The 25,535-nt window shown below is 38.5% G+C and carries 34 protein-coding genes, 1 pseudogene and 1 riboswitch; of the genes and pseudogenes, 27 read left to right on the top strand and 8 right to left on the bottom strand.

Annotated elements, in window-relative coordinates; all coding sequences use genetic code 11:
- Nucleotides 1-35: 35 nt before the first annotated feature.
- The 3 genes from H131_RS14540 to H131_RS14530 all read right to left on the bottom strand — a co-directional run bounded on the left by H131_RS14540 (nucleotide 36) and on the right by H131_RS14530 (nucleotide 2,613).
- On the bottom strand, nucleotides 36-1,175 hold the full coding sequence (locus H131_RS14540) for a tyrosine-type recombinase/integrase (protein WP_010859936.1): 1,140 nt from the start codon (nucleotides 1,173-1,175) through the stop codon (nucleotides 36-38).
- Between the two features lie 130 nt (nucleotides 1,176-1,305).
- A complete protein-coding gene (locus H131_RS14535; RefSeq protein ID WP_010859935.1) occupies nucleotides 1,306-1,971 on the bottom strand; it encodes a Fic family protein in 666 nt (221 codons plus the stop codon).
- 147 nt (nucleotides 1,972-2,118) lie between these two features.
- Nucleotides 2,119-2,613, bottom strand: coding sequence for a helix-turn-helix domain-containing protein (locus tag H131_RS14530; protein WP_010859934.1), 495 nt, complete (start codon nucleotides 2,611-2,613; stop codon nucleotides 2,119-2,121).
- Between the two features lie 182 nt (nucleotides 2,614-2,795).
- On the opposite strand from H131_RS14530, the gene H131_RS24565 reads away from it, so the two are divergent.
- The 13 genes from H131_RS24565 (at nucleotide 2,796) to H131_RS14480 (ending at nucleotide 8,702) form a co-directional block, all read left to right on the top strand.
- Complete coding sequence (locus H131_RS24565) at nucleotides 2,796-2,954, top strand: hypothetical protein (protein ID WP_155242465.1); 159 nt, start codon at nucleotides 2,796-2,798, stop codon at nucleotides 2,952-2,954.
- Between the two features lie 34 nt (nucleotides 2,955-2,988).
- Nucleotides 2,989-3,228: a helix-turn-helix domain-containing protein gene (locus tag H131_RS14525; protein ID WP_010859933.1), complete on the top strand. Its 240-nt coding sequence runs from the start codon at nucleotides 2,989-2,991 to the stop codon at nucleotides 3,226-3,228.
- A 265-nt stretch (nucleotides 3,229-3,493) separates the two neighbouring features.
- A complete protein-coding gene (locus H131_RS14520; RefSeq protein WP_010859932.1) occupies nucleotides 3,494-3,844 on the top strand; it encodes a hypothetical protein in 351 nt (116 codons plus the stop codon).
- 91 nt (nucleotides 3,845-3,935) lie between these two features.
- Nucleotides 3,936-4,130: a DUF6906 family protein gene (locus tag H131_RS23800; protein WP_080647674.1), complete on the top strand. Its 195-nt coding sequence runs from the start codon at nucleotides 3,936-3,938 to the stop codon at nucleotides 4,128-4,130.
- Between the two features lie 236 nt (nucleotides 4,131-4,366).
- The gene (locus tag H131_RS14515; protein ID WP_010859931.1) at nucleotides 4,367-5,290 is read left to right on the top strand and encodes a rolling circle replication-associated protein; all 924 of its coding nucleotides are present in this window, start codon (nucleotides 4,367-4,369) and stop codon (nucleotides 5,288-5,290) included.
- Entirely contained in the window at nucleotides 5,262-6,023 is a 762-nt protein-coding gene (locus H131_RS14510; RefSeq protein ID WP_010859930.1) for a ParA family protein, read from the top strand. Before H131_RS14515 ends, H131_RS14510 begins: the two co-directional genes overlap by 29 nt.
- Before the next feature lie 36 nt (nucleotides 6,024-6,059).
- Nucleotides 6,060-7,031 carry a ParB/RepB/Spo0J family partition protein gene (locus H131_RS14505; protein ID WP_010859929.1) on the top strand — a complete coding sequence of 324 codons (972 nt, stop codon included), beginning with the start codon at nucleotides 6,060-6,062 and terminating at the stop codon, nucleotides 7,029-7,031.
- A 47-nt stretch (nucleotides 7,032-7,078) separates the two neighbouring features.
- Nucleotides 7,079-7,339 (top strand): hypothetical protein, encoded by a 261-nt coding sequence (locus tag H131_RS14500; RefSeq protein WP_010859928.1) that lies wholly within the window; start codon nucleotides 7,079-7,081, stop codon nucleotides 7,337-7,339.
- A 20-nt stretch (nucleotides 7,340-7,359) separates the two neighbouring features.
- Nucleotides 7,360-7,605 carry a hypothetical protein gene (locus tag H131_RS14495; RefSeq protein ID WP_036130361.1) on the top strand — a complete coding sequence of 82 codons (246 nt, stop codon included), beginning with the start codon at nucleotides 7,360-7,362 and terminating at the stop codon, nucleotides 7,603-7,605.
- A 22-nt stretch (nucleotides 7,606-7,627) separates the two neighbouring features.
- The gene (locus H131_RS14490) at nucleotides 7,628-7,966 is read left to right on the top strand and encodes a Holliday junction resolvase RecU (RefSeq protein ID WP_010859926.1); all 339 of its coding nucleotides are present in this window, start codon (nucleotides 7,628-7,630) and stop codon (nucleotides 7,964-7,966) included.
- Nucleotides 7,966-8,163 carry a Holliday junction resolvase RecU gene (locus H131_RS26155; protein WP_080647673.1) on the top strand — a complete coding sequence of 66 codons (198 nt, stop codon included), beginning with the start codon at nucleotides 7,966-7,968 and terminating at the stop codon, nucleotides 8,161-8,163. Before H131_RS14490 ends, H131_RS26155 begins: the two co-directional genes overlap by 1 nt.
- Nucleotides 8,163-8,381: a hypothetical protein gene (locus H131_RS14485; protein ID WP_010859925.1), complete on the top strand. Its 219-nt coding sequence runs from the start codon at nucleotides 8,163-8,165 to the stop codon at nucleotides 8,379-8,381. The genes H131_RS26155 and H131_RS14485 overlap by 1 nt, the downstream gene beginning before the upstream one ends.
- 3 nt (nucleotides 8,382-8,384) lie before the next feature.
- On the top strand, nucleotides 8,385-8,702 hold the full coding sequence (locus tag H131_RS14480; protein WP_010859924.1) for a hypothetical protein: 318 nt from the start codon (nucleotides 8,385-8,387) through the stop codon (nucleotides 8,700-8,702).
- Nucleotides 8,703-9,208: 506 nt separating this feature from the next.
- On the opposite strand, the gene H131_RS24560 is transcribed toward H131_RS14480, so the two are convergent.
- Nucleotides 9,209-9,361 (bottom strand): hypothetical protein, encoded by a 153-nt coding sequence (locus H131_RS24560; protein WP_155242464.1) that lies wholly within the window; start codon nucleotides 9,359-9,361, stop codon nucleotides 9,209-9,211.
- A gap of 331 nt (nucleotides 9,362-9,692) precedes the next feature.
- Between H131_RS24560 and H131_RS14475 the strand changes: the two genes are divergently transcribed.
- A complete protein-coding gene (locus H131_RS14475; RefSeq protein WP_010859923.1) occupies nucleotides 9,693-9,995 on the top strand; it encodes a hypothetical protein in 303 nt (100 codons plus the stop codon).
- 127 nt (nucleotides 9,996-10,122) lie between these two features.
- Here H131_RS14475 and H131_RS14470 read toward each other — a convergent pair whose 3' ends face one another.
- Entirely contained in the window at nucleotides 10,123-10,980 is an 858-nt protein-coding gene (locus tag H131_RS14470) for a manganese catalase family protein (RefSeq protein WP_010859922.1), read from the bottom strand.
- A 29-nt stretch (nucleotides 10,981-11,009) separates the two neighbouring features.
- Nucleotides 11,010-11,519: a DUF3231 family protein gene (locus H131_RS14465; RefSeq protein WP_036131536.1), complete on the bottom strand. Its 510-nt coding sequence runs from the start codon at nucleotides 11,517-11,519 to the stop codon at nucleotides 11,010-11,012.
- Between the two features lie 75 nt (nucleotides 11,520-11,594).
- Here H131_RS14465 and H131_RS25465 point away from each other — a divergent pair.
- A pseudogene (locus H131_RS25465) lies at nucleotides 11,595-11,756 on the top strand (group II intron reverse transcriptase/maturase); the annotation flags it as partial.
- A gap of 448 nt (nucleotides 11,757-12,204) precedes the next feature.
- On the opposite strand, the gene H131_RS14460 reads toward H131_RS25465, so the two are convergent.
- Nucleotides 12,205-12,861, bottom strand: a complete 657-nt coding sequence (locus tag H131_RS14460) for a potassium channel family protein (protein ID WP_036131533.1) — start codon at nucleotides 12,859-12,861, stop codon at nucleotides 12,205-12,207.
- A 25-nt stretch (nucleotides 12,862-12,886) separates the two neighbouring features.
- On the bottom strand, nucleotides 12,887-14,224 hold the full coding sequence (locus tag H131_RS14455) for a TrkH family potassium uptake protein (protein WP_010859919.1): 1,338 nt from the start codon (nucleotides 14,222-14,224) through the stop codon (nucleotides 12,887-12,889).
- 170 nt (nucleotides 14,225-14,394) lie between these two features.
- A riboswitch (cyclic di-AMP (ydaO/yuaA leader) is annotated at nucleotides 14,395-14,534 on the bottom strand.
- 227 nt (nucleotides 14,535-14,761) lie between these two features.
- On the opposite strand from H131_RS14455, the gene rpsU reads away from it, so the two are divergent.
- The 12 genes from rpsU (at nucleotide 14,762) to era (ending at nucleotide 25,533) form a co-directional block, all read left to right on the top strand.
- Nucleotides 14,762-14,935: a 30S ribosomal protein S21 gene (gene rpsU / locus H131_RS14450; RefSeq protein ID WP_004227078.1), complete on the top strand. Its 174-nt coding sequence runs from the start codon at nucleotides 14,762-14,764 to the stop codon at nucleotides 14,933-14,935.
- Nucleotides 14,936-15,350: 415 nt separating this feature from the next.
- Nucleotides 15,351-16,682, top strand: a complete 1,332-nt coding sequence (locus H131_RS14445; RefSeq protein WP_010859918.1) for an NfeD family protein — start codon at nucleotides 15,351-15,353, stop codon at nucleotides 16,680-16,682.
- Entirely contained in the window at nucleotides 16,683-17,687 is a 1,005-nt protein-coding gene (gene floA, locus H131_RS14440; RefSeq protein WP_010859917.1) for a flotillin-like protein FloA, read from the top strand. It abuts the gene before it with no gap.
- A 26-nt stretch (nucleotides 17,688-17,713) separates the two neighbouring features.
- On the top strand, nucleotides 17,714-18,214 hold the full coding sequence (locus tag H131_RS14435) for a hypothetical protein (RefSeq protein ID WP_010859916.1): 501 nt from the start codon (nucleotides 17,714-17,716) through the stop codon (nucleotides 18,212-18,214).
- A 55-nt stretch (nucleotides 18,215-18,269) separates the two neighbouring features.
- Entirely contained in the window at nucleotides 18,270-18,530 is a 261-nt protein-coding gene (locus H131_RS14430) for a hypothetical protein (protein WP_010859915.1), read from the top strand.
- Nucleotides 18,520-19,632, top strand: a complete 1,113-nt coding sequence (locus tag H131_RS14425; RefSeq protein ID WP_010859914.1) for a sporulation protein YqfD — start codon at nucleotides 18,520-18,522, stop codon at nucleotides 19,630-19,632. Before H131_RS14430 ends, H131_RS14425 begins: the two co-directional genes overlap by 11 nt.
- 2 nt (nucleotides 19,633-19,634) lie before the next feature.
- Nucleotides 19,635-20,591, top strand: a complete 957-nt coding sequence (locus tag H131_RS14420; protein ID WP_010859913.1) for a PhoH family protein — start codon at nucleotides 19,635-19,637, stop codon at nucleotides 20,589-20,591.
- Between the two features lie 428 nt (nucleotides 20,592-21,019).
- Entirely contained in the window at nucleotides 21,020-23,140 is a 2,121-nt protein-coding gene (locus H131_RS14415; RefSeq protein ID WP_010859912.1) for an HD family phosphohydrolase, read from the top strand.
- Between the two features lie 8 nt (nucleotides 23,141-23,148).
- Nucleotides 23,149-23,622: an rRNA maturation RNase YbeY gene (gene ybeY / locus H131_RS14410; protein ID WP_010859911.1), complete on the top strand. Its 474-nt coding sequence runs from the start codon at nucleotides 23,149-23,151 to the stop codon at nucleotides 23,620-23,622.
- On the top strand, nucleotides 23,623-23,973 hold the full coding sequence (locus tag H131_RS14405; RefSeq protein ID WP_010859910.1) for a diacylglycerol kinase family protein: 351 nt from the start codon (nucleotides 23,623-23,625) through the stop codon (nucleotides 23,971-23,973).
- A gap of 242 nt (nucleotides 23,974-24,215) precedes the next feature.
- A complete protein-coding gene (locus H131_RS14400; protein WP_010859909.1) occupies nucleotides 24,216-24,629 on the top strand; it encodes a cytidine deaminase in 414 nt (137 codons plus the stop codon).
- Nucleotides 24,616-25,533, top strand: coding sequence for a GTPase Era (gene era, locus H131_RS14395; RefSeq protein WP_010859908.1), 918 nt, complete (start codon nucleotides 24,616-24,618; stop codon nucleotides 25,531-25,533). Before H131_RS14400 ends, era begins: the two co-directional genes overlap by 14 nt.
- Nucleotides 25,534-25,535: the final 2 nt, after the last annotated feature.

Here is a 25,535-nt window from a genome sequence, read left to right as displayed (position 1 = left end):
AACTTGCCGACCAGCGGCAACTGATCGGCAAGTTTTTATTTGATGTCATCCAATGCTCGTTCGAAAATATCGACTGATTCTTTTTGCATTTTTTCGGTAAGATGCGAATAAGTGTCTATGGTAATAGCAGATCGGCTATGACCTAACCGAGCTTGGATGTCTTTTATTTTAGCTCCATTTTCCATCAACATTGTTGCGTGTGTATGACGCAGCGAGTGAAAGTTGAATGGAATTTGGAGTTCTTTTTTTAATTTGTTAGTGTTATATTTCATGCTACTAGGAGTAATAGGTTCACCACTTTCTTTTACACAAACATGTTCGCTATCTATATAGTGTGGTCCATAAAATAATTTATTTTTCTTAATCCAAAGGCGATGCTCTTTCAACAATTTAATGATTGTTGGACCGAGCGGTATAGTTCGCTCACTGGATGCAGTCTTTGTTGAACTTAATACCCATTCCCCTTTAGAATTTACCATTGCACGCTCGACCGTGAGTGTGCCTTCATTGAGATCAATATCTCGCCATAATAAGCCGCAAACCTCGCTTACACGTAATCCAGTATGTAAACCGATATGAAACGGCATATATAGTGGCATATCAGACTTTAAATATTCCATAATTCTAATGAGATCATCGCGCTTTATAATTTTAAATTCTTCTTTAGATACTTTTTTACGTTGGCGTTTTGGCATAGTTACATATTGCATAGGATTCTCCTTCAATAAACCCCACGGATAAACTGCATGGCGTAAAGCACTGTTAATGACGCAACGGAAAATTGACATAGATTTGTCGGAATATCCTTCGCGACGCTTATCGTTGATCCAAGTTTGCAATATCGTTGGTGTTAGATCGCGCAGCGCTATGTCACCTATTGGAGGGGCGATATGTTTTTTAATAACCATGCGATAGTTTTCCTGTGTATTTTCTTTTAAATTGAGTAATGCATATTCGGCAAACCAATACCACATATAATCCTCCAGGGGCGATTTTGAAGATTCGAAAAAGCGACCTGTTTCGTTTAGTTCGTTGAGCGCGGTTGTTAAAGCTTTTTCAGCTTCGGGCTTTGTATCGCCACCAACACGCTCAATTCTTTTCCGTTTGCCGTTCCTGGTAGGTAGTTCAAATGAGTAATACCACCGATTACCGCGTTTTCTTACTGATCCTCTCATATAGATCTCCTTTCTTCTAAGGAAAAAGAGCAAGACAGCAATCTTGCTCTTTTTTAATTTAATTTGCAAATTAATCAATAATCTTTCAATCCACTCTCCCTATATAGGAGAGATGTAACTGTTCTTTCACTTAATAATCAATGCCGAAAATACAGTTGTTATATGTCCAGTCAATGATCTTTTCATCTTCGTTACTTTCGTAGAATTCCGATAAGAGTTCGTTCCAGTGTTCTAGTTTTTTTTCTTCAATATGGAGAATGCCATTTCCATTAAGTAGCAAGATATAGTTTGCTGAAATAAGTGCTGTTCGTTTGTTACCATCCCAGAAAATTTGTGTACGCATAGCATAATACATGTATTTCAATGCGCGATAAGTAGTGGAAAAGCTCTCGTCAGTTAAAATTGCTTGAATCTGTGCTGCCACTTCATCTTCTACAGGAATACAGGGTTGATAATTAACACCATGAATACCGACATTCCCATTCCGTACAACACCCCATGCGAGTGATTCATTGTAGGACACAAAAGAATTAATCTTCTTTGCAACTTCTAGTGTAAATGGGACTGTTTCTTTTAAAATATATTGGTAAGCATTTTTTAGATTCAAAATAATCTGAATGTCGTCTATGCTTACGCCGCTAACACTCATACCTTCCACAATCGTTTTAGTTTGTGGGAAGGTAGTATTCACTTTTTCTAAACGTGAATTTGCATGAATTAATTCGACAAGTGACTTCTTTAATAAAAATCTTGATTCACGTTCGGTTAGACGATATTTGTTGTTTGTTATAAACATTGATTTCTATTCAACTCCTTCCTTAATTGCGATTTTTGAATTTCCCTCATTTATCTCGGTTCTTTGTGAAGTAAATGACATTTTCGCTTTGAAGTAAAGTTTTGACTTGGTTTGTACCGTTTTCTTGTTTCCAATACAGGAATCCTCTTAAATTATATCTTGCTTTTGCGAGGCTGATAACGATTGTGCTTTTTTCCCATCTCTTAATTCCTGGCGAAAAATATCTAGTTCTTCATCAATTTCTGCTTCAATGCCAGCTTCCTCAGTAGTAGCAGCTATTTCAGAGCGTTGTTGAATAATACTCTCTACTTTTTGCACAATCGCTTTTCGCACGTCTGAATCAAGTTCCATATAACCACGCATGATAGCAATCTCTAATTCGCTGAGATTGCTTTTTTTAATTTGCTCGTCAAATGAAAAGGTAGCAGGCTGGATAAACATTTCACCTTCGCCTGTGCGTAGCCATGTTTCGTTGACATTGAATTCTCTGCATATAGAAAGGAGCATTTGTTCTGTAATATTACGATTGCCTTTTTCTATTCGTGATATTGTCGCAGAGATAACACCTAATCGAGAAGCAAAGTCTGATTGATTCAATGACATACTAGTGCGTACTTTCTTTACTCTATTGCCTATAGTCAAATTTATCACCTCCAAATAAAAGATAACACATTAAATTGACTATAGGCAATTTTTCCATAAAAATAAATTGACATTTTGACTTTAGTCATTTATATTTTGACTACAGGCAATAATAATTCAGACTTATAGCTAAATGAGACGGTAGCGACGCTCTAAATCATTTATTAAAGGTGGTGATGAACATGGCAGACATCTTATATAACATTGAAGAAAAATCTGATTGGGAACAATTAGAGGTTTTGCTGAAACAATTAGAACCGCATGAAAAAGAGCGGGTATTCGGTTTTGTTGAAGGCGCATTGTTCTTAAAGCAGTTTAAACAACAGAACGAACCAGCTTGATGGCAATATTAATATTTTAGAAAGGAAAGCAAAAATGGAACTATACACAATAAAAGAAGTTGCCGGGCGTTTAAAAACCAATCCAAATACTGTCTATACATTGATAAATGCGGGATTGATTCGCCCTTTGAAATTAGGGCGATTAAAGGTAAGTGAAGCGGAGTTAGTATCATTCATTAACCGAAATACTGGAATGGATATTACAGATCCTTTTAATCCTAAAGTGATAGATATTGCAACAGAAGTCGGGAAAGGTACTGAAATCAGTGTATGAAGGTGTGAAGCGGTAAATAAGAAAATGGTGAAGTACAAGCACAAAACAGACGTTTGCGAGTACAAAGCTCGCTCGCGTCAAGCAGTTTGTAAAGGGTGGGTTAGCCATATCCTCTAGTGATGAATTTACAAGCTGCTTGATGTGAAGTCATCTTTATACATAACTAAAAAACAAAGCGCTGTGATACCGAGCCAATGACGGTATAGACGTAACTTGTAGCTGATATGACGGTAGCGACGTTAGAAAAAATATTGGAGGAAAAAGGATGATAGAACATTTACAACATGCCTATGGACAAGCATTGAAAAATCTAGTGTTCGTAGATTTTGAAAGTAAGAAAGTTATAGGGGGCAGTGACAAATTGGGGTTGGAACTTTCGAAAGAAAAAGGCTGCTGCCACGACTTAATAATAGCGATTAATCGGCATTTTCTAGAGGGGGATTTTGATTTGGTGAAGGAGCGAATGGCTGTTTTAACAAGCAGATTTAATTACATTGATCGCTTGGAGAAACAGATTAAAGAACAACGTCGTAATAAATTTTTTGAAATTGCCAGTCAACTAGACATGCAAGGAAACTCAACGAAAGTAGTGAAGGTTAATGCAAAACCAAATTAAGACCATAAAAAAACTGCTTAATCGCTCGAACGATTAAACAGCATCTAAAACGAAATTTGACTTACTGGAATTATATCAAGAAGCGGGACAAGTGTCTAGTTCCTATCATTCAATAAAAAAGGGGGATTCCAAGAAACAGGGCCGCAATTTAACAAGACAGCAAAAGATACACATAGCAAGTTATCGTTTAAATCCGGATAACTGGATGATTAGTAAAAAATTGGCAGATGAGTGGTTGATTATTCATCGTTTAACAGGTAGATCACGCACAATTCCAGCGCCATAAAGAAAAGCCTTTGTGAGAAGTCGCAAAGGCTTTGATATTAAAAACCAATAAAAAATGCCGTACACACTCTGACCAGTGAGAACGGCTCATTTGACTATTGCCAAACATCTTATTGCTAGTATAGCAACCTTCATGGCAGATAGTCAATTACGTCCTTGTAATGGATATTAGGTTTACGACCATGCTCCAAAATTAACAAGGATACTAGATTATTAACACATCGGGAGAGAGTAGCCATGAAGAATAAAAAGCATAAGATGAGACATGTTTTAGAGACATACGAAGAAGCATTTGGTGAGTCAGAACTTACGAAAATGCATGAAGATAGCTTACTAGATAAAGCTATTGCTGGGTATCGTGTGAAAAGTATTTGGAGTGGGTCTGTTTTAGAGGTGGAAGCATACCCGTATTGGAAGATACCTCAAGGGAAACGTGTGAAGAAAGATAAAAACAGTAGTAAGGCACAAGAAAGATTAAATGAAAAGAACAGGCAGAAACATGTAGTCAGATTAATTAATACGAATTTTCGTCCGTTCCATGATTTATACATGACTTACACATATTCGGACAAGTATGTACCGAAAGATTATGAGCAAGCCAAAAGGGATATGGTCAATCTCATCAGACGCATGAAACATTGGTTAAAGAAACAGGAAAAGTATGAAGGTTTTGAGTTGAAATATATTTATTCAACGGAACATACAAGAAACGGTGAAAAAGTCCGTGCACATCATCACATGGTAACCAACTTTCCAGATAGAGAAGTAGCGGAAGAACTGTGGAATAGGGGGCGAGCTAGGTCAGAACGTTTGGAAGATTCCGATCTTGGGTTTAAAAAATTAGGTGAGTATCTGGTTAAGGAGAAAGGACCGAAAACAGCGAAAGGTTATACGCCTTCACGTAATTTAAAGCAACCAAAAGTGACAGTATCAGACACAAAGTTAACTCGTAGACGTGCTACCAAAATTGCAACAGAAGAAATTGGAGCGCAAGAAATCTTTGAAAAAATGTATAAAAATTATCAGCTCAAACAAATGAATGTGTCATTTTCAGATTACGTAAGTGGAGCATATTTATATGTGCAAATGAAGCGGATTGACACACCAATAAATCGTAAAAGGAGAATAATAAATGACGATGAAGACGATCAGCATTATTAATTTAAAAGGCGGGGTAGCTAAAACAGTTTCGGCTATCAATATAGCTTATACACTGGTGGCTATGCATGGAAAGCGTGTATTGCTCATTGATAACGACAAGCAAGGTAACACATCAAAGTTTTTCGGGTTGTACGATCCTGAGAGTGATGGGTTAACAGAGTTATTAACAGATAAAAAGATGGATGTGGATAATGTCATTCAACAAACAGCTTATGAAGGGCTAGACATTATCACCGCGAATATGAATTTGTTGCGAGCGAATAAAGAAATCTTGATGGATGTATCACGACCACAACAAACACGACTACGTAAAAAACTAGAAAAAGTAAAAGAACAATACGATTACTGCATTATCGACAATGCACCAGATATCAATATGACGGTAGTAAATGCATTGGTAGCTTCTGATGATGTGCTAGTACCAATCAAAGTAGACCAATTTAGTTTCGATGGATTTGAGCAGATTTTAGAGCAGATTGACGATGTAAGCGAGTTTAATAGTGATATTCGTTTTGCAGGGTGTTTTATAACGATGTATCAACGAACAAGTGTCAATCAGCAAGGAGCAGAACTATTAGAACAGAAAGATTATCCAATGTTCTCAACGCGTATTAGAAAAACAGTGAAGGTCGATGAAATGACGTTCACGGGAAAACCATTGTTAAAGTATGCGAAACGGTCAACGGCTTGCGCGGACTATGTAGCGCTAGTAAATGAATATTTGGGGTTGTGATAGATTCGGGCACATTTTAAGAAAGGAGCTTGCTAAATGTCAAAATTCAATTTATCGCAACTTATGAACACAGAATCGAAAAAGCAAAGTGTTGCATTTAAGATTGAGCACATCATTTTAGACCGCATACAACCGTCACCAAAGAATAACTACAGTGTGGATGATGTATCAGAGCTTAAAGCAAGTATTGAGTTGTTAGGGCTACAACAAAACTTAGTAGTGCGTATTACGGACGATGGCACATATGAGTTGATAAGTGGGCACAGACGTTTGAAAGCAATGCAGGAGCTTCGCAGTGGAGGAAACAATGATTTTGAAAAAGCACCTTGCAAAATTGTTAAATCGACAGACGACATACAAGCAGAGTTACAGCTCATATTAGCAAATTCAACAACTCGTGTATTAACAGATGCAGAAAAAACGCAACAGGCAGCACGACTACATGAACTGTTACAAAGGTTGCAAGAAAAAGGCTATCAACTAACAGGACGTAAACGTGAGATTGTTGCACAGCTTATGGGTGTGTCATCTGCACAAGTGCAACGTATGGATAGCATTAATAAAAAGCTAACTCCTGAACTAAAAGAAGCATTTAGCAAGGAAGACATAAATATCACCACAGCTTACGAAATGTCGAGGTTGCCAGAGGAAAAGCAACAAGAGGTTATCCAAGAATACAAAGAAGGAAAAGCATTAACACCATCTGTTGCTAAAGAGAAGCGGATAGAAGTCATTGAGTCGGAGCAAAAAGAAAAGCCGATGACACATGAATTAGACAGCTATCCTGAACAGTTTGAAGCGATAGTACAAGGCTTGAAAACCTTTATGTGTGGTTTCGATAATCAGAGTTTCCGAGTGGGTGATAAGTTGAAAATAAATGAATTTAATCCTGAAACAATCTTGTACACGGGGAGATTTACAGAAATGAAGGTCATTTATATCCAAGAGGGCGGAAAAAATGACATACCCGAAAACTACATCATCATGAGTATTAAAAAAATCAGGTAGATAACTACGGAAAATTAAAAGAAGGCAATGTATAAGAGGTGACTTAGTTGATACGAATGTACGAACCATGTGAACAAGTATCAATGTATATATGCAACACACCGTTGGTTATAAACATTTGCGATAACAAGACGCTTACTGGAAAAGAAGCGGTCGTGAAAGGCGGCTCCAAATGGCGTCGGGATAATGAGCAAACGCACGGTCTAAGTACCGTGCACTTGCTTAACTTATCAGGCAAAGTAAACGAAGAAATTTTATGGCTTGAGATTGATGAACAAGCATTAGAAAAGCACTTTCTGAGAATCTAAAGCAATATTGAGGTGATTTTTTGCGACAGTTAAGTATGTTTGATGATTATTCACAGTCGTCTCGTGCATTTTTTAGAGTGCATGAGACAGTGAAGGTCATTGAGGTTAAGAACGATTCAGAAATCTATGAATATCGGAAACATTATTTTAGTCATGTGATGGGTAAAAAAGGTGTTGTTCAAAAAGTTGATGGTCAATCGGTGCTAGTGCGAATTGGGGATGAATCCATAATTTTTGATGCACAGGAATTAGAGTGGATTGCTTAAAAAATAAAGGGGTTGAAAGAGAATGAGAACACAAAAACGCCAGTATTCAAGAAGTCATGCTAACAGAGGTAAGTTTTTAGAAAATCTAATTGAAGGGACCAACAATCAATACCGCAATAGTGATTATGCTGATGTTCGTAAAATACCTACGCCAGTGAAGATTCTAGAAGTGATAGGGAATGTGGTGAAAGGTAATTTAGAACGCCCTACGTGGGTAGATTATAGCGGGGTTTTTAAGGGACAAGCTATTGTATTTGATGCTAAAGAAACCAAGATTAAAAATTTCCCTTTGAAAAATCTAACTAAAGGTCAGTACGAGTTACTTAGGTTTGGCATTACAAGGGAGCGAACGCATTTTTAATAGTTTGTTTTCGGATTGAGGGGAAAAACGAACCGGAGATTTATTACCTCAAATTCGAGCAGTTAGAAGTGGCTTGGATAGGTCAAAACAATGGTGGTGCTAAATCTATACCGCTTCAATTTTTCAGAGATCATTGCGTCCGAATCAAATCGGGCATATATGCGGTGCATTATTTAGAAGCGGTAGGGGGTGCGTGATGACTGAACCATATTGGAATGCTAAACACGGTGGGTATCTCAAGTGTCCTGTGAAGGAATGTAATCATATAGGTATCGTTATTACGAAAGCACATTGTCGCATAGTGCATGGAATGACTCGCGAAGAAGTAAACAAGCAATATGGGTTTCCTAAAGGTGTGTCTAAGCTCAATCGTAAACAAATTGAAAAAATGAAAAGGGTGGAAGGAGGAAATTAGCTAATGATAGATATTACAAGCAAGAAAGTCGTAACAACACGAAAGGAACATCCCTGTTTTGGTTGTACGGAGGCAATAAACAAAGGTGCAAGCGCAGTCTATGTTACGGCTAAAGAAGATGAGCAGCACAAGCGATTTCATTTGCATGAGGATTGCAATAAGAAGATTGTAAAGGATAAACGGTTTTCTGGAAGCGGTCTTTATAAAGGGTGTATCAAAGATGCCGAGAATCAGCGTGAAGAGGTAAGCAGTATTAATTTTATACCAAATGAAGAACTACCGTTTCTTGCAATGAAATTCAACAATAGAGCGGAGATATGACCGATGAAATTTAGAAAATGGTTGTCATTACCTCTGAAAAAACGATTGCTGGTAATTAGCAACGCAATTAATACAACTGGAATAGTTAAACGATGAAATTAAGTAGTAATCGAAAATATTGTGCAGTAAGTATGGTGAAAAAATACTAATTTCGTAATTTATTTATCTGATGGATCTTCGTCATCTATTAGTAATGATTTAGGTTACTGGACTGGAAATACTTATACTCACCAAGGTGAGATTTTTCTAATATGCGAGAGCCGTCTTTCGGATAAAACAAAGCGATATAAAAGTAAAAAACGTGCTGAAAATTCAGCTAAAAAGATATATGAAACTAATGGATTTGTGATGAATTGGACAAAGGAAGTCGATAGTTAATCAACATTAATACTGCACACTTTAAGGGTCGTGTCTGAAAGAAAGTGTTCAGTAAGGAATGAGGAGTTACTCACTCCTCACTAGCTTTGGTTGGTACGGTTTTAAGGCGAATTAAAAATAGGATGGGCCTAATTGTTTCCGCCGCCACCGTTATTTCCGCCGCCACCATTGTTTCCTCCACCGCCGTTTTGTCTAATACATGCGATAGGAATAGCAACAAAAGGTCCAAATCTTGTACATTTAATTCTTCCTGGTGGGCAACAGGAACCGCAACGATTCATAAAAAAACACCTCCTTTCCACATTATTTTATTCATCCAAAGGAAAGAGGTGTAGGGTTCGGAAAATAAATGTACAGTTTTTTGCTGTAATGTCTAAAGCATCTAATTTTAGATAGGAAGTTTTAGTAACTGAACACTTTGAAGAAATTATAAAAGGGCCACTGCGGCATCAGTGACCCAATAAAATGGAGGTATAAGGCTAAATGGATTAGCTTTATACACTACTATTATTATGATGTGATATGTATTTTTGTTTGGGCGTTTGTCTATGAAGCTGAAAGAATTTACTGAAAAAAATGAAAGAAATTGTTCAATACGAAGGGAGCGTGGAAATGAAGAACGCTACAGTAACAATTAATTACGAAAGTTTCCAATCCATTAAAGACAAAGCAGATAGATACGATAAGTTGAATCGAGAGAACGAGCAGATTTCGGCTGAACAAGATAAATTTGTAGAACTTATATGTAAATGTCTTGATAACGCAAATGAACAAAAGGCATCTGAGAATAAACAGTACTTCATTGCCAAGGGGATTCAAGCAATCTGTAACCGTTATGATATGGATTTGGAGATCGAATATGGAGAGCTGGATGAAGGGAAAGGGAAAGCACCAGGGAAGAAAAATTCCCCTTAACGGTCAACTAACGCCACAACCTAATAAGTGTGTGCGATATACTCAATAATGATGTGTACAAATTAGGGTTACTTATACACTGAAAAAGCTGCAACGTCGTCGCACGCCACAGCTTAAAATGTGTTAATTAATTATTCATATCTTTAATACCAGGACTATGTTCATTTGGCATTTCTGGCATAACTGGTACTGGGAATCCTTCTGGTGGAGGAGTCACATTTAGTTCTCCGCCATTTCTACTTGGAGTTTGTCCTTGGAAGATTTCACCGATACGTGTTGGATCTAATCTAAAGTTAAACTGAGCATTATGATAACCCATTTCAATGAACTTTTTACATTCAGGATATTTGTTGATATCGTAGTTCGGTACAGGGAATAGCTTTCCCCAATCTACACCTAAAGTTTCTAACGCTTTGGCAAATGCATTTTGGTGAGCATTGTCACGAACTATTAGAAATGCGAGTGTTTCCCTGAATGTCTGATTAGAACTCATTTCATAAATACGTGTCTTTTGAAGTACACCAGTTGACTCAAGTACTAAATTGTCCAATAAATCTGCAATAAGGTTTCCATGTGCATACACCCACGAGCCATTCCATGGATTACCTGCAGCATCTACAGGTAAAGATGATTGTGCTCCCACAATATAATGGTGTGGATTTGCATGTCTTACGGCATCATCCAATGGTGCTTGATCCATACCGTTATTGCCTGGTGAAGATGATTCGCCAGAATCATTAAGTAGTTGGTTAATTGTATTTTGTACAAGTTCTACGTGAGCTATTTCTTCTAAGAAAACGCCACGAAGTAAATCACGATATTGTGTTTCTTTTCCTCTAAAATTAGAGCTTTGGAAAAAGTATTGCATCATGGTTCTCATTTCACCATAATGTCCACCTAGTATTTCTTGCATCACACGTGCTGCTTGTGGATCCGGTTTGTCAGGTTTAATAATGTTAATCAATTCTTCTTTGTAATAATACATTTACATTCCTCGATTCGGGGAAACAGACTTTATTTTTCAGGATAATCAACATGTAATGGTGGTGGAACTAACCAACCTTTATTTTTATTAAGACGAAGTAGTTTAGCACCTAGTAGAGCTTTTGCTGCATGGAATTGACCATACATTAAAGCAACATCTTCTCTTGTAGACATACCCATTGCTTGACTACATGCAACTAATCCAGCAGCAAGGTCTACTGACAGTGCAGCACTAATTTCTGGATCATTAAACTTTGCTCCAGGAGGAATGTCTTCAATTCTTGCTACCGGACGCTCGGGTGGTGCAGGAGGTAATCCAACTCCGTTAGTTTTTAATATCTTTTCTAACGGTTTCACTTCGTCTCTTAAGACTTGGATGATATCTTCAATGACTTTTCTCAAATCTTCATCACCAGCGTGATTATAAAATGTTTGATATCCAGCGATTAAGCCGTTATTTGTAGCTAAATTTGTCCAGACACTAAACACTTCACCATAATGTAATGGTTCATCTTTAGGATTTCCACCTAATATACCCATACTTGCACTTCCTTCCTTTTTTTCGCCATTTTCAAGGATAGTATGTGTGAAATCAGAAATATAATTCATAAAAAAGTTCCATACGGAAAAGCGTACGAATGGGGTAATACCCGAAAAGGATACTGGCGCATCTCAAAAAGCCCCATATTACACAGAACCCTCGGCAATTCCTATTGGAATGGCCAAGGGCTGAAAAGTCTGCAAGTTCGTTACGAAACTTTGCGTTATTCATCTTAATTGAACCGCCGTATACGGAACCGTACGTACGGTGGTGTGAGAGGTCGGGAGTTAATCACTCCCTCCTACTCGATTGACGACAAAAGGTATTCATAATGATCACATCCCGAATATCTTTTGAAATTTTATCAGAAATATTCGTTACAAATAGCCCCTATTAATTTCATTTCGACGTACATAGATTTGTTTCATGTCACTTTGATGACGTAAATGATCGAGTTCTTCCACATGATAAGCCATGTTCGTTTAGATTTTCGTCTGACGCATAGTCTTAGTCGCCCAACTTTACGTACACGAGTTGATTGGAGCGCAGGCGGCAACTTCTGCATAGAATAGCATGAGCGAAAGACCCCGCAGGAGCATAGCGACGAGGAGACTGAAGCAATGCCCGCGAAAAGAGTCCGCCGTAGTGGAAATCAACGGTTCATATAGATATTTCTATTTTTCTTTATTCTATATTTGCAAATAATGCGAGATCGGATCTATGACCAATCATCACTAATAAATCTTCCTCTTCGATAATCTGTTCGGGAGATGGAGAAATGATGATTGTTCCTTTTCGAACAATGGCGATGACACTAACATTGTATTTAGCCCGAATGTCTAAATCACGTAAGTTTCTTCCGGCCATCTTAGAAGGAATCATGATTTCTTCTACACTATATTCCTTAGACAATTCAATATAATTTAACATATTAGGGGAGAGGAGTTGATTGGCAACCCGTTCACCCATATCCCTCTCAGGGTAGATAATCCAGTCAGCTCCGACTTTGTCTAACACTTGCCCATGTCTTTTCCCAAGTGCCTTAGCAATTACTTTTTTTATGCCAAGCTCTTTTAGTAATGAAACTGTCAAAATACTAGATTGCATATCGTTACCTATGGCGACGATGACACAATCGAAATTTGTAATTCCTATGGAGGTTAAAGCCTTTTCTTCAGTTGTATCAGCTACGACTGCATGTGTCACAAAGAATTCAGCATCCTCGACCCTTTCTTCATTAACATCAATCCCTAGAACTTCCTGTCCTGCTTCATGTAATCTCCGTGCTACACTTGTTCCAAATCTTCCTAAACCGATTACAGCATATTGTTTTATGGTCATAATAGTCAGCGCTCCTTGCATGTAATTAACCAATCATGATATTTCCTTTTGGATGTCGATAAGCTTGTGATTTTCTCCGTTTTGTAATAGCGAAAGCAATAGTCAATGGCCCTAATCTACCTGCAAACATGGTAAGTATGATGAGTATTCGACCAAAGGGAGTTAATTCAGGAGTTAATCCCATAGAAAGTCCAACTGTACCGAATGCTGAAGTTGCTTCAAATAAATACAGGATAAAGTTGTGACCTTGTTCTGTGATACTAAGTAATATGGTGACAAGTACAACGATAATCATCCCACACATGGTTACCGTCAGTGCTTTTAGAATCGTCTCCACTACAATTCTACGTCTAAATAAGACCACATCTTCCTTACCCCTAATTTGTGACCAGAGCGTGGCTACTAAAACGGCAAAGGTTGTAATTTTAATACCCCCTGCAGTAGAACCAGAACCTCCTCCGATAAACATGAGCAAAATTATTAAAAATAGCGTAGAATGCGTTAAATCACCGATAGAAAGAGTATTTGATCCTGCCGTTCTTGGTGTAACCGCCTGGTAAAACGAACCTAATATTTTCCCCCATTCAGTTAAAGGACCAATTGTTTTGCTATTATCATATTCAAACAAGCAGATTAACAGGGTAGACCCTACTGTTAAAACCATCGTCGTAAACAAAACGATCTTGGAATGAACGGATAAACGTCGAGTATCGCGATATTCATACAATTCATTCATAACGATAAATCCTAACCCACCAATGGTAATAAGCGCACAAATAGTCAAAACAACAAATGGGTCATCTACATAAGCAGTCAGACCTTTAAAACCTCCCATTAAATCAAAACCAGCATTATTAAAGTTAGATATAGAGTGGAAGAAACCAAAATAAATAGCTGTAGTTAATTCCATATCAAATGAAAAGCGAATGGATAAAATAATCCCACCAATTAATTCAATAACTACAGTGAAAATTAGTATTCTTTTAACTAATTTTACAAGTCCAGCTATCGAGATGTTATTAAACGCCTCTTTTAACAGCAGTCTTTCTTTTAGAGAAATCTTTTTTCCTAATAATAAAAATAAAAACGTTGCAAATGTCATAAAACCTAAGCCGCCAATTTGTATGAGGGCTAGAATAACCAACTCACCAAACGTAGAAAAGGTATCACCAGTGTCTACAACGATAAGCCCCGTTACACATGTTGCAGAGGTAGCTGTGAATAAAGCATCTAAAAATGACAGACCCTTTCCGTCTTCAGTAGCTAGAGGAAGAGTTAGTAAGAGTGCCCCGATAAAAATAATCGTTGCAAAGCCTAGCACAAGAACTTTGGGCGGATTCAGATAGTCCTTAATTTTTTTCATGGTTATCTCCTCATTAATGGACACTAAAAAGCGGATATCCACTCAGTAATCTGTAAAATTATTATTATTTAGTTGTTTATAGGCATAAGAAAAGACCATCGTCTATGTATTTTAGAATACGGATAATTTAGGCATAACAAATAAGCAAACTAAATACTGGTGGTCTTCATGACCTCCTTCGCTTTAGCCGACGAAGTTAGCTGACGGGTAGGATGGCGAAAGAGTTTCTCATCCCTTCTACAATTTGCAGAATTAACCCCCAAAAAATGGTTCCTCCGTTCCCAATACTGAGATTAGGCCGATATGAAATTGAATGTGATTATTCTACGCCCATATTCTATTTTTTGTAAACCCCTAAGTGTTTAGCTAAAGCATATGTATTTATTCTTGTCCAAACACTGATTATAAATTCTCGAAAATAATTCGAATTCTTTCTATTGACCATTATTAGACAATACGGTATAATTCTTTAGTACACAACAGTTGGTTATTTGCCTATTTGTGTATTGACGTGTGTTCGGAGGGAGGGAAAGAGAGATGTCAAAAACTGTCGTTCGCAAAAACGAATCGCTTGAAGATGCTCTTCGCCGCTTCAAACGTACTGTATCAAAAAGTGGTACAATTCAAGAAGTTAGAAAGCGCGAGTTCTACGAAAAACCTAGTGTAAAACGTAAAAAGAAATCAGAAGCTGCACGTAAACGTAAGTGGTAATTTAATTTCCCATTAAAAATCCCTACGTTCATAACACGCAATCTTATGGTTCACTGAGCAGACAATGATATACCTGGAGTTAATCTTAACGATGATTAATTCCAGGTATTTTACATGTTGCTCTATTTTGCAGTACATATTGCTGAAGCCGAATGAAGTCATCTTTGATTTCATTCGGCTTTTTATTTATCATAGTCGACCGATTGCTACGACCTCCGAAAGTATAACCCCAAAAAAGGTAGTGATTCACCTAACGACATTGGGTTTTTAGCTTAAGTTCTTGGAAATCGCAAGGAATTGAAAAACCTCCCACTCATAAACGTTTCACTGTATAATAAAAATAAAAATTTGTGAAACTATTTACAAAGTCAGACGTATATACAGAAGAGAAGCATGTTAGAAGGGAGGGAAAAAGATGCGAAAAAGGAGGATTCTTAGCTATTTAATTGTTATATGGATGACTTTTTTGGTAGCGTTTCCATTGACATCGGCTTTTGCGAGTAGCAAAGTGTACCACGTACCTATTCATGATGAAGTCGAACGAGGTCTTCACGCATTTTTAGAACGAGCTTTTAAAGAGGCAGAGGAAAATTATGCGGAAGCGATCATACTCGACATACATACGCCTGGGGGATTCGTCAATGCAGCAAGTGACATCGCCATGCTTATGGATGCAACGTCTATTCGCACGATTGCTTACATTAACAAAGATGCGCATTCAGCCGGTGCTTTTTTAGCCTTACATGCAGATGAAATCTATATGGTGCCAAATGGTACGATTGGAGCAGCGGCGGTTATTGACTCAGCAGGGAATGCGGCGGATTTAAAGGCGCATAGTGCGTGGCTAGCACAAATGCAAGCGGCAGCAGAAACATCCAATCGTAATCCGCAATATGCCCTAGCTATGGCGGATGCAACTATTGATTTACCAGAGTTTCGAGCAGGTGGCGAAAATTTATTAACATTATCAGCTGCAGAAGCGCGAGAAGTTGGCTATTCCGAAGGCACTGTTTCGAATTTTCAAGAGCTGCTAGTGAAAGTAGATTTAAAAGGTAATGATATTGTACCTATTGAGCCAACCTTCGCTGAAAAGATAGCTCGTTTTATTACGAACCCAATCATTGTACCAATTTTACTGTCGATTGCGAGCTTGGGTCTTATTATGGAGCTGTATTCGCCAGGGTTCGGTGTTCCAGGTATAATGGGATTATCGGCACTGGGATTATTTTTCTTCGGTCATATGGTGGCAGGATTTGCGGGCTATGAAACATTACTTGTATTTATTGCTGGATTAGCGCTTGTCATTGCGGAGTTTTTTGTCCCCGGAGGCATTGTTGGTATTTTAGGTGGCGTGCTTATATTACTTAGTTTGTTACTGGCAGGTGCAAACATGATGCAAATGGTCGTGGCGATTTGCATTGCGCTTGTAGTAGCAATAATAGGAATGGTGATCCTGATGAAATTTTTCGGAAAAAAAATGCATGTTTTTAACAAACTTGTCCTGAAGGATGCGACAACGACGGAAGAAGGTTATGTGTCTAACGTTAATCGCACAGAATTGCTTGGGAAAGTGGGTAAAACGATGACACCACTCCGTCCAGCAGGTACGATGCAGTTTGGTAGTGAGCGTATTGATGTAGTATCAGAAGGTGGCTATGTCGATGCTAGTAAGTATGTAGAAATCATTAAAGTAGAAGGCTCACGCATTGTCGTGAGACCAACAGACAAAGAGATGGAGGAATTATAAATGGGTTTTGATTTAGCTCTAATTGGGCCAGTAGTCGGGCTAGTATTATTATTCATAGTTCTAGCGGTATTTTTTACTTTTGTACCAGTGGCACTATGGATTTCTGCACTAGCAGCAGGCGTACGTGTTAGTATTTTCACATTAATCGGGATGCGTTTACGTCGGGTAATTCCATCACGTATTGTTAATCCGTTAATTAAAGCACATAAAGCAGGTTTACCTGTTACGATTAATCAACTAGAAAGTCACTATTTAGCAGGTGGTAATGTTGACCGTGTTGTTAATGCATTAATTGCAGCGCATCGTGCAAATATTGAGTTATCATTTGAACGTTGTGCAGCCATTGACTTAGCAGGGCGAGATGTATTAGAAGCAGTACAAATGTCTGTTAACCCAAAAGTAATTGAAACGCCATTTATCTCGGGTGTTGCTATGAATGGTATCGAAGTAAAAGCAAAAGCACGTATTACTGTGCGAGCTAACATTGAACGTTTAGTCGGTGGTGCTGGTGAGGAAACAATTGTTGCACGTGTTGGTGAAGGGATTGTATCGACAATTGGTTCTGCTACACATCATACAGAAGTATTAGAAAATCCAGATATGATTTCACAAACAGTACTTTCAAAAGGCTTAGACTCTGGAACAGCTTTTGAAATCTTATCGATTGATATTGCGGATGTTGATATAGGTAAAAATATTGGTGCGGAACTACAAATTGAGCAAGCGCAGGCCGATAAAAACATCGCCCAAGCGAAGGCTGAGGAACGTCGGGCAATGGCTGTAGCAAATGAGCAAGAAATGATTGCGCGCGTTCAAGAGATGAAGGCAAAAGTAGTAGAAGCGGAGGCAGAGGTACCACAAGCGATGGCAGAAGCTTTGCGCTCAGGTAACCTTGGTATTATGGACTACATGAACTACCGCAATATTCAAGCAGACACAGCTATGCGTGACTCCATTTCTAAGGTGAGTTCGGATAAACCGGAGACAAATGAACCGAAAGCATAAAATACGGAAAGGAGCAGTACTACCAAATGGAACAATTAATAATATTTGCGATTATTGCCATAGTCAGCTCTCTTTTCAGTAAATCAAAAAATAACAAAGAACAAAAGCAAATGCCTCCTTTTAATAAGGATGAGCAGCCACAACCGCCTGTCATTATGAAATCAGAGGAGACGAAACCACAACGTCCAACTATGAAAAGGCAGAGTTTTGAGGATTTCGCTCGTGAGTTTTTAGGAAATACGGAGGCGGAACGTCCTAAGGTAGAAGCGCGTGAAGTACATGTAAAGCCAGCGGAAGAAAAAGTGAGAGAACAAATGCCAAGCTATGTGGCGCCTCCGCTTATTCCGACTGAGCCATCAAGTCGTACCTCTAATCGATCAAGTATTGGTCGATTGGCCGCTGGGAAAAAAGAAGTACATGTAGCGGGGACGGAAAAGAATTTTCAGTTACCAACTTCTAAAAAGGCATTTATGCAGGCTGTGGTAATGGCAGAAGTGTTAGGTCCGCCAAAAGCAAAAAGAAAATAACTAGCATGTCCTCCTTTTTTGGCGCATATATTGCCGAAGAAGGAGGCATTTTTTTATGAAAAAATTATTTCAATTAACGCCACTACTTGAATTATCACAGTTTGAAACATTAAAAATAATCGGTCCATATCGTTTCTTACATGCAGATGCTACATCCTGTTCCTTTATCTATGCAGATTATCATATTACTGTGCGTGGAAAATCCGTGGATATAAACGCCATCAAAGAAGAAATGCTCCATCTTTCAATTGATGATTTACAAGAACTACATGTAAAAATGACAAAAGATATGGGTGTGAGCGACAATGTGGAATAATCGGCCAATCATCATACGTATAAAGCGCCATGAAAATGTTCATCCTTTTATTCAAACATTGCATGCACAACATGTTCCGTTAAAGCGTGTTGTATTTCGAGAGCAAGAAGTAACATTTGAAACAAATATGCGTTATTTAACAAAGATTCGTCGCATACGTAGCCGTTATCGACTCAAAATGACTGTACATTATGCAGATGAGCTACTGGTTTTTCGAGCGCAGATTTGGACGCTGCTAGGCTTATTTGTAATGATTTTAATACCACTAATATGTGCACAGGTTATTTGGCGTGTGGACATTGAGGCGGCTTCTCCTGAATTACAGCAGCAGGTGGAGAAGACATTCAAAGAGACTTTCAAATTAGAAACGCCTATATCTAAAAAAGTATTACCAACAGATGCAAAGATACGGCAGGAGCTCTTAGAAAAGCATCGACAGCTAGCGTGGGTTCATATTGAAAAACATGGGGGGCGTGTTATTTTACGACCTCAGGAATCTCCAAAGCAAACGGAGCAGACGAACGAAAAATTAGCGACACACTTGGTAGCTACGAAAAGTGGTGTTATTACACATTTTAATGTTCAAAATGGAGAACGGAAAATTTCAGTAAATGATACTGCTTATGACGGTGATGTCCTTGTAAGTGGAGTCCTTGAGAGTGGGGATGACCATGTCTTTGTCGGTGCAAAAGGAGAAGTCTTTGCAGATTATTGGCTTGAATGTTCATTTAAAATTCCGACAAAACTAACTATGGAAACGTTACAACAAAAACAGTGGCGTGTAATAGTAAAGGGCATTCATAAAGAAGAAGTTGATTATGTTCAAAAAAAAGAATTACCAAACTGGCTAGATCCGTACGTTTCAATTGTTGAAGAGCAACAAACAAAGACGATCCAAGTAGTACTGGATGAATCAAAAATAGATTCATTACTCATGCCGCTACTCCATGAAAAAATGTTACGATCTCTTCCTCCGAAAACGATTATCAAGAAAGAAAACCTTTTACAGGCGAAGTGGGTGAATGGTACAGTTGAAGGGAAAGTTCTATTTTTAGTCAATGAAAACATTGCAAGTCCAATACATGGCTCACAAGGAGAATGATTATGTCTGAACATTTAACTGTATTACAAGTGGATAATCCAAACGAAGCGGTGATGCTACTCGGTATTTCTGATGCCAATATGAAATTAATTGAAGAGGCACTACATGTCCATATAATTACGCGTGGTGAACAAATTCAACTCGCTGGTGAGGAAGACGCTAAAGAACAAGCGACATTTCTTTTACAGGCACTCTTAAAAGTTATTCGTAAAGGCATTAATATTGATCAGCGTGATGTAGCGACAGCAATTGAAATGACACAAAAAGGTACAATTGAATATTTTGCAGAACTATACGATGAAGAAATTGCTCGCACGACGAAAGGCAAACCAATTCGTGCGAAAACAATTGGTCAACGTGAATACATACAAGCGATCCGTCACAAAGACGTTGTTTTCGGTATTGGGCCAGCTGGAACAGGTAAGACGTATCTAGCGGTGGTAATGGCTACACAAGCGCTAAAAAATGGACATGTAAAGCGTATTATTTTAACGCGTCCTGCAGTAGAAGCAGGAGAGTCTCTAGGCTTTCTTCCGGGTGACTTAAAAGAAAAGGTGGATCCCTATTTACGCCCTCTATATGATGCATTAAATGACATTTATGGTTCGGAGCAAACACAACGTCTTATTGAACGGGGTACGATCGAAATTGCGCCTTTAGCCTATATGCGTGGACGTACATTGGACGATGCCTTCGTGATATTAGATGAAGCTCAAAACACAACGCATCCGCAAATGAAGATGTTTTTAACACGTTTAGGCTTCGGTTCAAAAATGGTCATCACAGGCGATAAAACGCAAATCGACTTACCAAAAAATACGGATTCGGGTCTAATCGTGGCAGAGCGAACGTTAAAGTATGTCAAGTCGATTTATTTCCAAATTTTAGAGCAAGGCGATGTTGTTCGCCACCCAGTAGTAGCAAAAATCATTCAAGCCTACGAAGAACAGCAACTTTAGAATTGCGCAAAAGCGCAATTCTAAAGTCTGCACCGAAAGTGAAGTGAAACGAAACGGCAGGTGCAACGTTATTAAAAGATTGCGCAAAAGCGCAATTCTAAAGTCTGCACCGAAAGTGAAGTAAAACGAAACGGCAGGTGCAACGTTATTAAAAGATTGCGCAAAAGCGCAATTCTAAAGTCTGCACGACAGTAGCACCGATTTTTAGTACCGGAAGCGAAGCGGTATGTACACCTAAGTTTTCGCGAAAGGCGAAGAGGAAAATCATGTTAGCAGGCAAATGCTTTCTAAGAGAATTAAGTTATAATTTGGAAAAAAATGTGACAGCTATGCAAAAATGTATAGCTGTTTTTTTGCTTTCTTATACAATTTTCGAGAAAAATGTTTTTTGAATTGGTATGATAGTACATAGATAGAGGAGGTGCCAGATGGAGAAACAACTTCGAAAAATTACTGAGCTTATTGGTTTTCGCTATTTTTTGATTGCCGTTCTCATCTTAACCGGAGCCTTACAGTTTGCATTTATGTATGGCAATGTTAAAGGTGTTACATATGATTTTAAACCATTACAGCTTGCACCAGAAACTGTTCGGTCTACTAAAACAATCGAAGATACAGTTAAGACACAACAAGAGCGAGAAAAAGCAGCAGATGCAGTTACGCCCGTCTATCAGTTTTCAGAGGACGTCGCCAAACAACGCGCCGCTATTGTGACGTCTTTATTTGACTATGTCCTTGAAGTAAAAAAGGATGTTGAGAGCAGTAAAGAACCTGTTGCAATAGTTGACCAAGTAGCGCAACTTCAAAAAAAAATAGAATCCATTGATGTGGATCAAATGCCAGTAACTTTTACAGATGGACAGCTAGAAAGTTTATTACTACAAAGCGATACAGATTTAAAGAGAACGAGCACAATGCTATCAAAACTTGTGCAAGATTATTTGCAAAAATCAATTCGTACGGAAAATGTGTTAGCTGCTCAAAATGATCTTGAAACAAAAATTCGTGGGCAGCGAGGCTATCCCGATAAAATATTAAATGCAGTCGTTTTAATCGGGCGTGCAAGTATTGTAGAGAATGAAACGATAAACGAGGAGCAAACAAAAGTCAGAATAGAGCAGGCGAAAGAATCCATTGAGCCTACTCGTATTTTGCAAGGACAAATCATCGTACAAGAAGGCCAAATAATTGATACGGAGGCTTATCGACAACTCGAACTTCTCGGAATGGTAAGTAATAAAGCTTCTTTCAAGCCCATTGCAGGACTAATCATTTTAACCTTCCTACAATTAATATTCATGTATATTTTATTTGAACGCTGGGAAGCAGATGAACAAAAAAAGCGCAATGCACTACTGGTTACAGTAATTGTCTATAGTTTATCGATTCTCTTAATGAAGTTTATTAGCTTAGTGGCAAGTGGTTTTGATGTGACCATAGCATTTTTATTCCCGACAGCATTAGCAACGATGCTAGTGCGATTGTTGGCTGATGATCGGGCCGCAATACTGATTACAGTTATGACAGCCGCTTCAGCAGGCGTCATTTTCCAAGAAGGTTATTCATCCGTGATGCAAATGGAAATTACTCTGTATATTATCTTCGGAGGCTTTGCGAGTCTATTCTTTATGCGTAGTGTCGAAAAACGCTCGCATATTTTACAGGCAGTCGGTGTCATTTCACTTGTAAATATGGCTTTTATTGCATTTTATTTACTCATGACACAGTCGTCATATGGATTTTCTGAGCTATTGTTTTACTTTAGCGCGGCAATATTATCTGCCCTGCTATCTGGTGCGCTCACAATGGGCTTATTGCCATTCTTTGAATCAGCATTTAGCTTATTATCGACCTTGCGTTTAATCGAACTGTCTAATCCAAATCATCCGTTACTGAAAAAATTACTAATGGAAACGCCAGGAACATATCATCATAGTGTCATGGTTGCAAACTTAGCTGAGGCTGCATGTGAAGAAATAGGTGCAGATGGCTTACTTGCGCGTGTTGGATGTTATTATCATGATATCGGAAAAACGAAAAGACCATCTTTTTTCATTGAAAATCAAATGTCCGGTATCAACCCGCATGATTCGATGCCACCAGAAACAAGTGCTGAAATTATTATTGCGCATACGACGGATGGAGCAGAGATGTTAAAACGCTACAAAATGCCACAGGAAATTATTGATATTGCCTTGCAACATCATGGGACGAGTCTGTTAAAGTTCTTCCTGTTTAAAGCGAAGGAAGAAGGCAAAGTCATTGATGAAGCGAAGTTCCGATATCCAGGTCCTAAGCCACAAACGAAGGAAGCAGCGGTTATTAGTGTTGCTGATAGTGTAGAAGCAGCTGTTCGTTCGATGAAGGAACCGAATGCAGAAAAAATTCACAAGCTAGTGAAGGCTATTATTGATGATCGTGTACAGGACAATCAGTTTGATGAATGCGATATTTCAATAAAAGAGTTAAAATGTATAGAGAGAGTTCTTTGCGAAACGTTGAATGGGATTTTCCACTCACGAATCGAATACCCAAAGGCAGATAAGTAGGAGGATCTATGATTTTAACAATTGATTTTACAGATGAAACAAATGAAGTAACAGCGGAACATATGGAACTTGTTGAGAAGCTTTTACAGCATGCGGCGAAAACTGAAAATATTGAACCAGAAACGGAAGTATCTGTTACATTTGTAACAAATGAAGCTATTCGTGAGATTAATCGTGAATACCGTGGTAAGGACCAACCGACAGATGTTATCTCGTTTGCGTTAGAAGAATTAGGCGAGGGCGAAATGGAAGTGACATTTGAAGGGATGCCGCGAATTTTAGGAGATATTATCATTTCAACAGATCGTACGAAAGAGCAGGCTGAGGAATACGGTCATACGTTTGAACGGGAATTAGGCTTTTTAGCGGTGCATGGCTTCTTGCATCTACTTGGCTATGATCATATGGCACCAGCGGATGAAAAAAAGATGTTCGGGAAGCAAGATGAAATTTTACAGTCTTACGGATTAGGACGTGACTAAATGGATGGACGCAAATATATTCGCTCGTTCGTCTTTGCCTTTCAAGGTATTCTAACAGCATGTAAGGAGCAAAATTTCCAATCGCATGTGCTTAGTGCTGGCATTGTCTTGATTGTTGGCTATTTTACTGGTTTATCACGTGTAGAATGGTACGTTGTGTTATTATTAATAGCACTGATGTTTGCTCTTGAAATGATAAATACCGCCATTGAACGAGTGGTGGATTTGGCGTCACCGGCTATACATCCTCTTGCTAAGCAAGCAAAGGATATTGCAGCAGGTGCAGTACTTGTATTTGCTGTATTCAGTGCTATAATCGGTTTACTAATCTTTATACCGAAATGGTTTTAACTTCATTCCGTATTGAAAGAAACACAGGCGAAGCGACAGGACGTCGCTTCGCCTGTGTGACCAACATTGTGTTGGTAAAAGCTTCGAAGAATGGCGTTTTGAGAATGCAAAATAAGGATGTTAGCTATAGAGTACTGGTTGCATACTTTATGCTGATTTAAAACTAGACCATTGGAAGCGGAGCGTCAGCCACGATTATGTCGAGGCGAAATTGATTTTTATGTAGAGGAGAATTAGCGTAGATGACAATTGATATGCATGCTTTATTAGAGGAGTCAAAGTTAGCTCGTGAAAAGGCGTATGTTCCATATTCGAAATTTAAAGTAGGGGCGGCTCTTTTAACGATAAACGGCGATGTCATTCACGGCTGTAATATTGAAAATGCAGGCTATAGTATGACCAATTGTGCAGAGCGTACGGCATTTTTTAAAGCAGTGTCAGAGGGTATTTATGATTTTGAAGCAATCGCAATTGTCGCTGATACAGATGGCCCTTGTGCGCCATGTGGAGCTTGCCGTCAAGTGATGATGGAGTTTTGCGCGCCAACTATGCCTGTTTATTTAACAAATTTAAAAGGTGATGTTACGGTAACGTCTGTTGGCGAATTACTACCGTTTGCATTCACAACGGAGGATTTAGAGAATGCTGGAAACTAAAACTGGCTACAAGTCAGGCTTTATCTCAATTATTGGACGACCAAATGTAGGGAAGTCTACATTTTTAAACCGAGTAATAGGTCAAAAAATTGCCATTATGAGTGATAAGCCACAAACAACACGAAACAAAGTACAAGGTGTACTAACAACAGACGATAGCCAAATGGTTTTTATCGATACACCTGGGATTCATAAACCAAAGCACAAGTTAGGCGACTTCATGTTAAAGGTGTCTAAAAACACGTTGCGTGAAGTGGACGTAATTATGTTCATGGTTAACGCAGAGCAAAAGCTTGGAAAGGGAGACGAGTTCATCTTAGAGTTGCTAGAAGGTAACCCTACTCCGGTATTCCTAGTGATTAATAAGATTGATCAGGTTCACCCTGATGCTTTAATGGGTATAATAGATAGCTATAAGGAACGCTACGACTTCGCAGAAATAGTGCCGATTTCAGCATTACAAGGAAATAATGTTGAAAACCTATTGGCTACACTAACGAAATATTTGCCAGAAGGTCCGCAATATTATCCAGCTGACCAAGTAACAGACCACCCAGAGCGATTTATTATTTCAGAGCTTATTCGAGAAAAAGTGTTACATTTAACTCGTGAAGAAATACCACATTCGATTGCTGTGGTTATCGAAAAAATACGTCGTGATGAAGAAAATGAAGACAAAATCCATGTGGCCGCGACAATTATCGTCGAACGTGATTCACAAAAAGGGATTGTCATCGGTAAAAGAGGCGCATTATTAAAAGAAGTTGGTATTCGTGCGCGTAAAGATATCGAAATGCTTCTCGGTTCTAAAGTATATCTAGAACTATGGGTTAAGGTGCAAAAGGATTGGCGTAATAAATCAACACATCTACGTGATTTTGGCTTCCGTGATGATGAATATTAACG

This window comes from Lysinibacillus sphaericus OT4b.31 (assembly GCF_000392615.1).
Taxonomy (GTDB): domain Bacteria; phylum Bacillota; class Bacilli; order Bacillales_A; family Planococcaceae; genus Lysinibacillus; species Lysinibacillus sphaericus_B.
The sequence above is the reverse complement of the archived record's forward strand: the minus strand, read 5'-3'. Positions and strand labels throughout refer to the sequence as shown.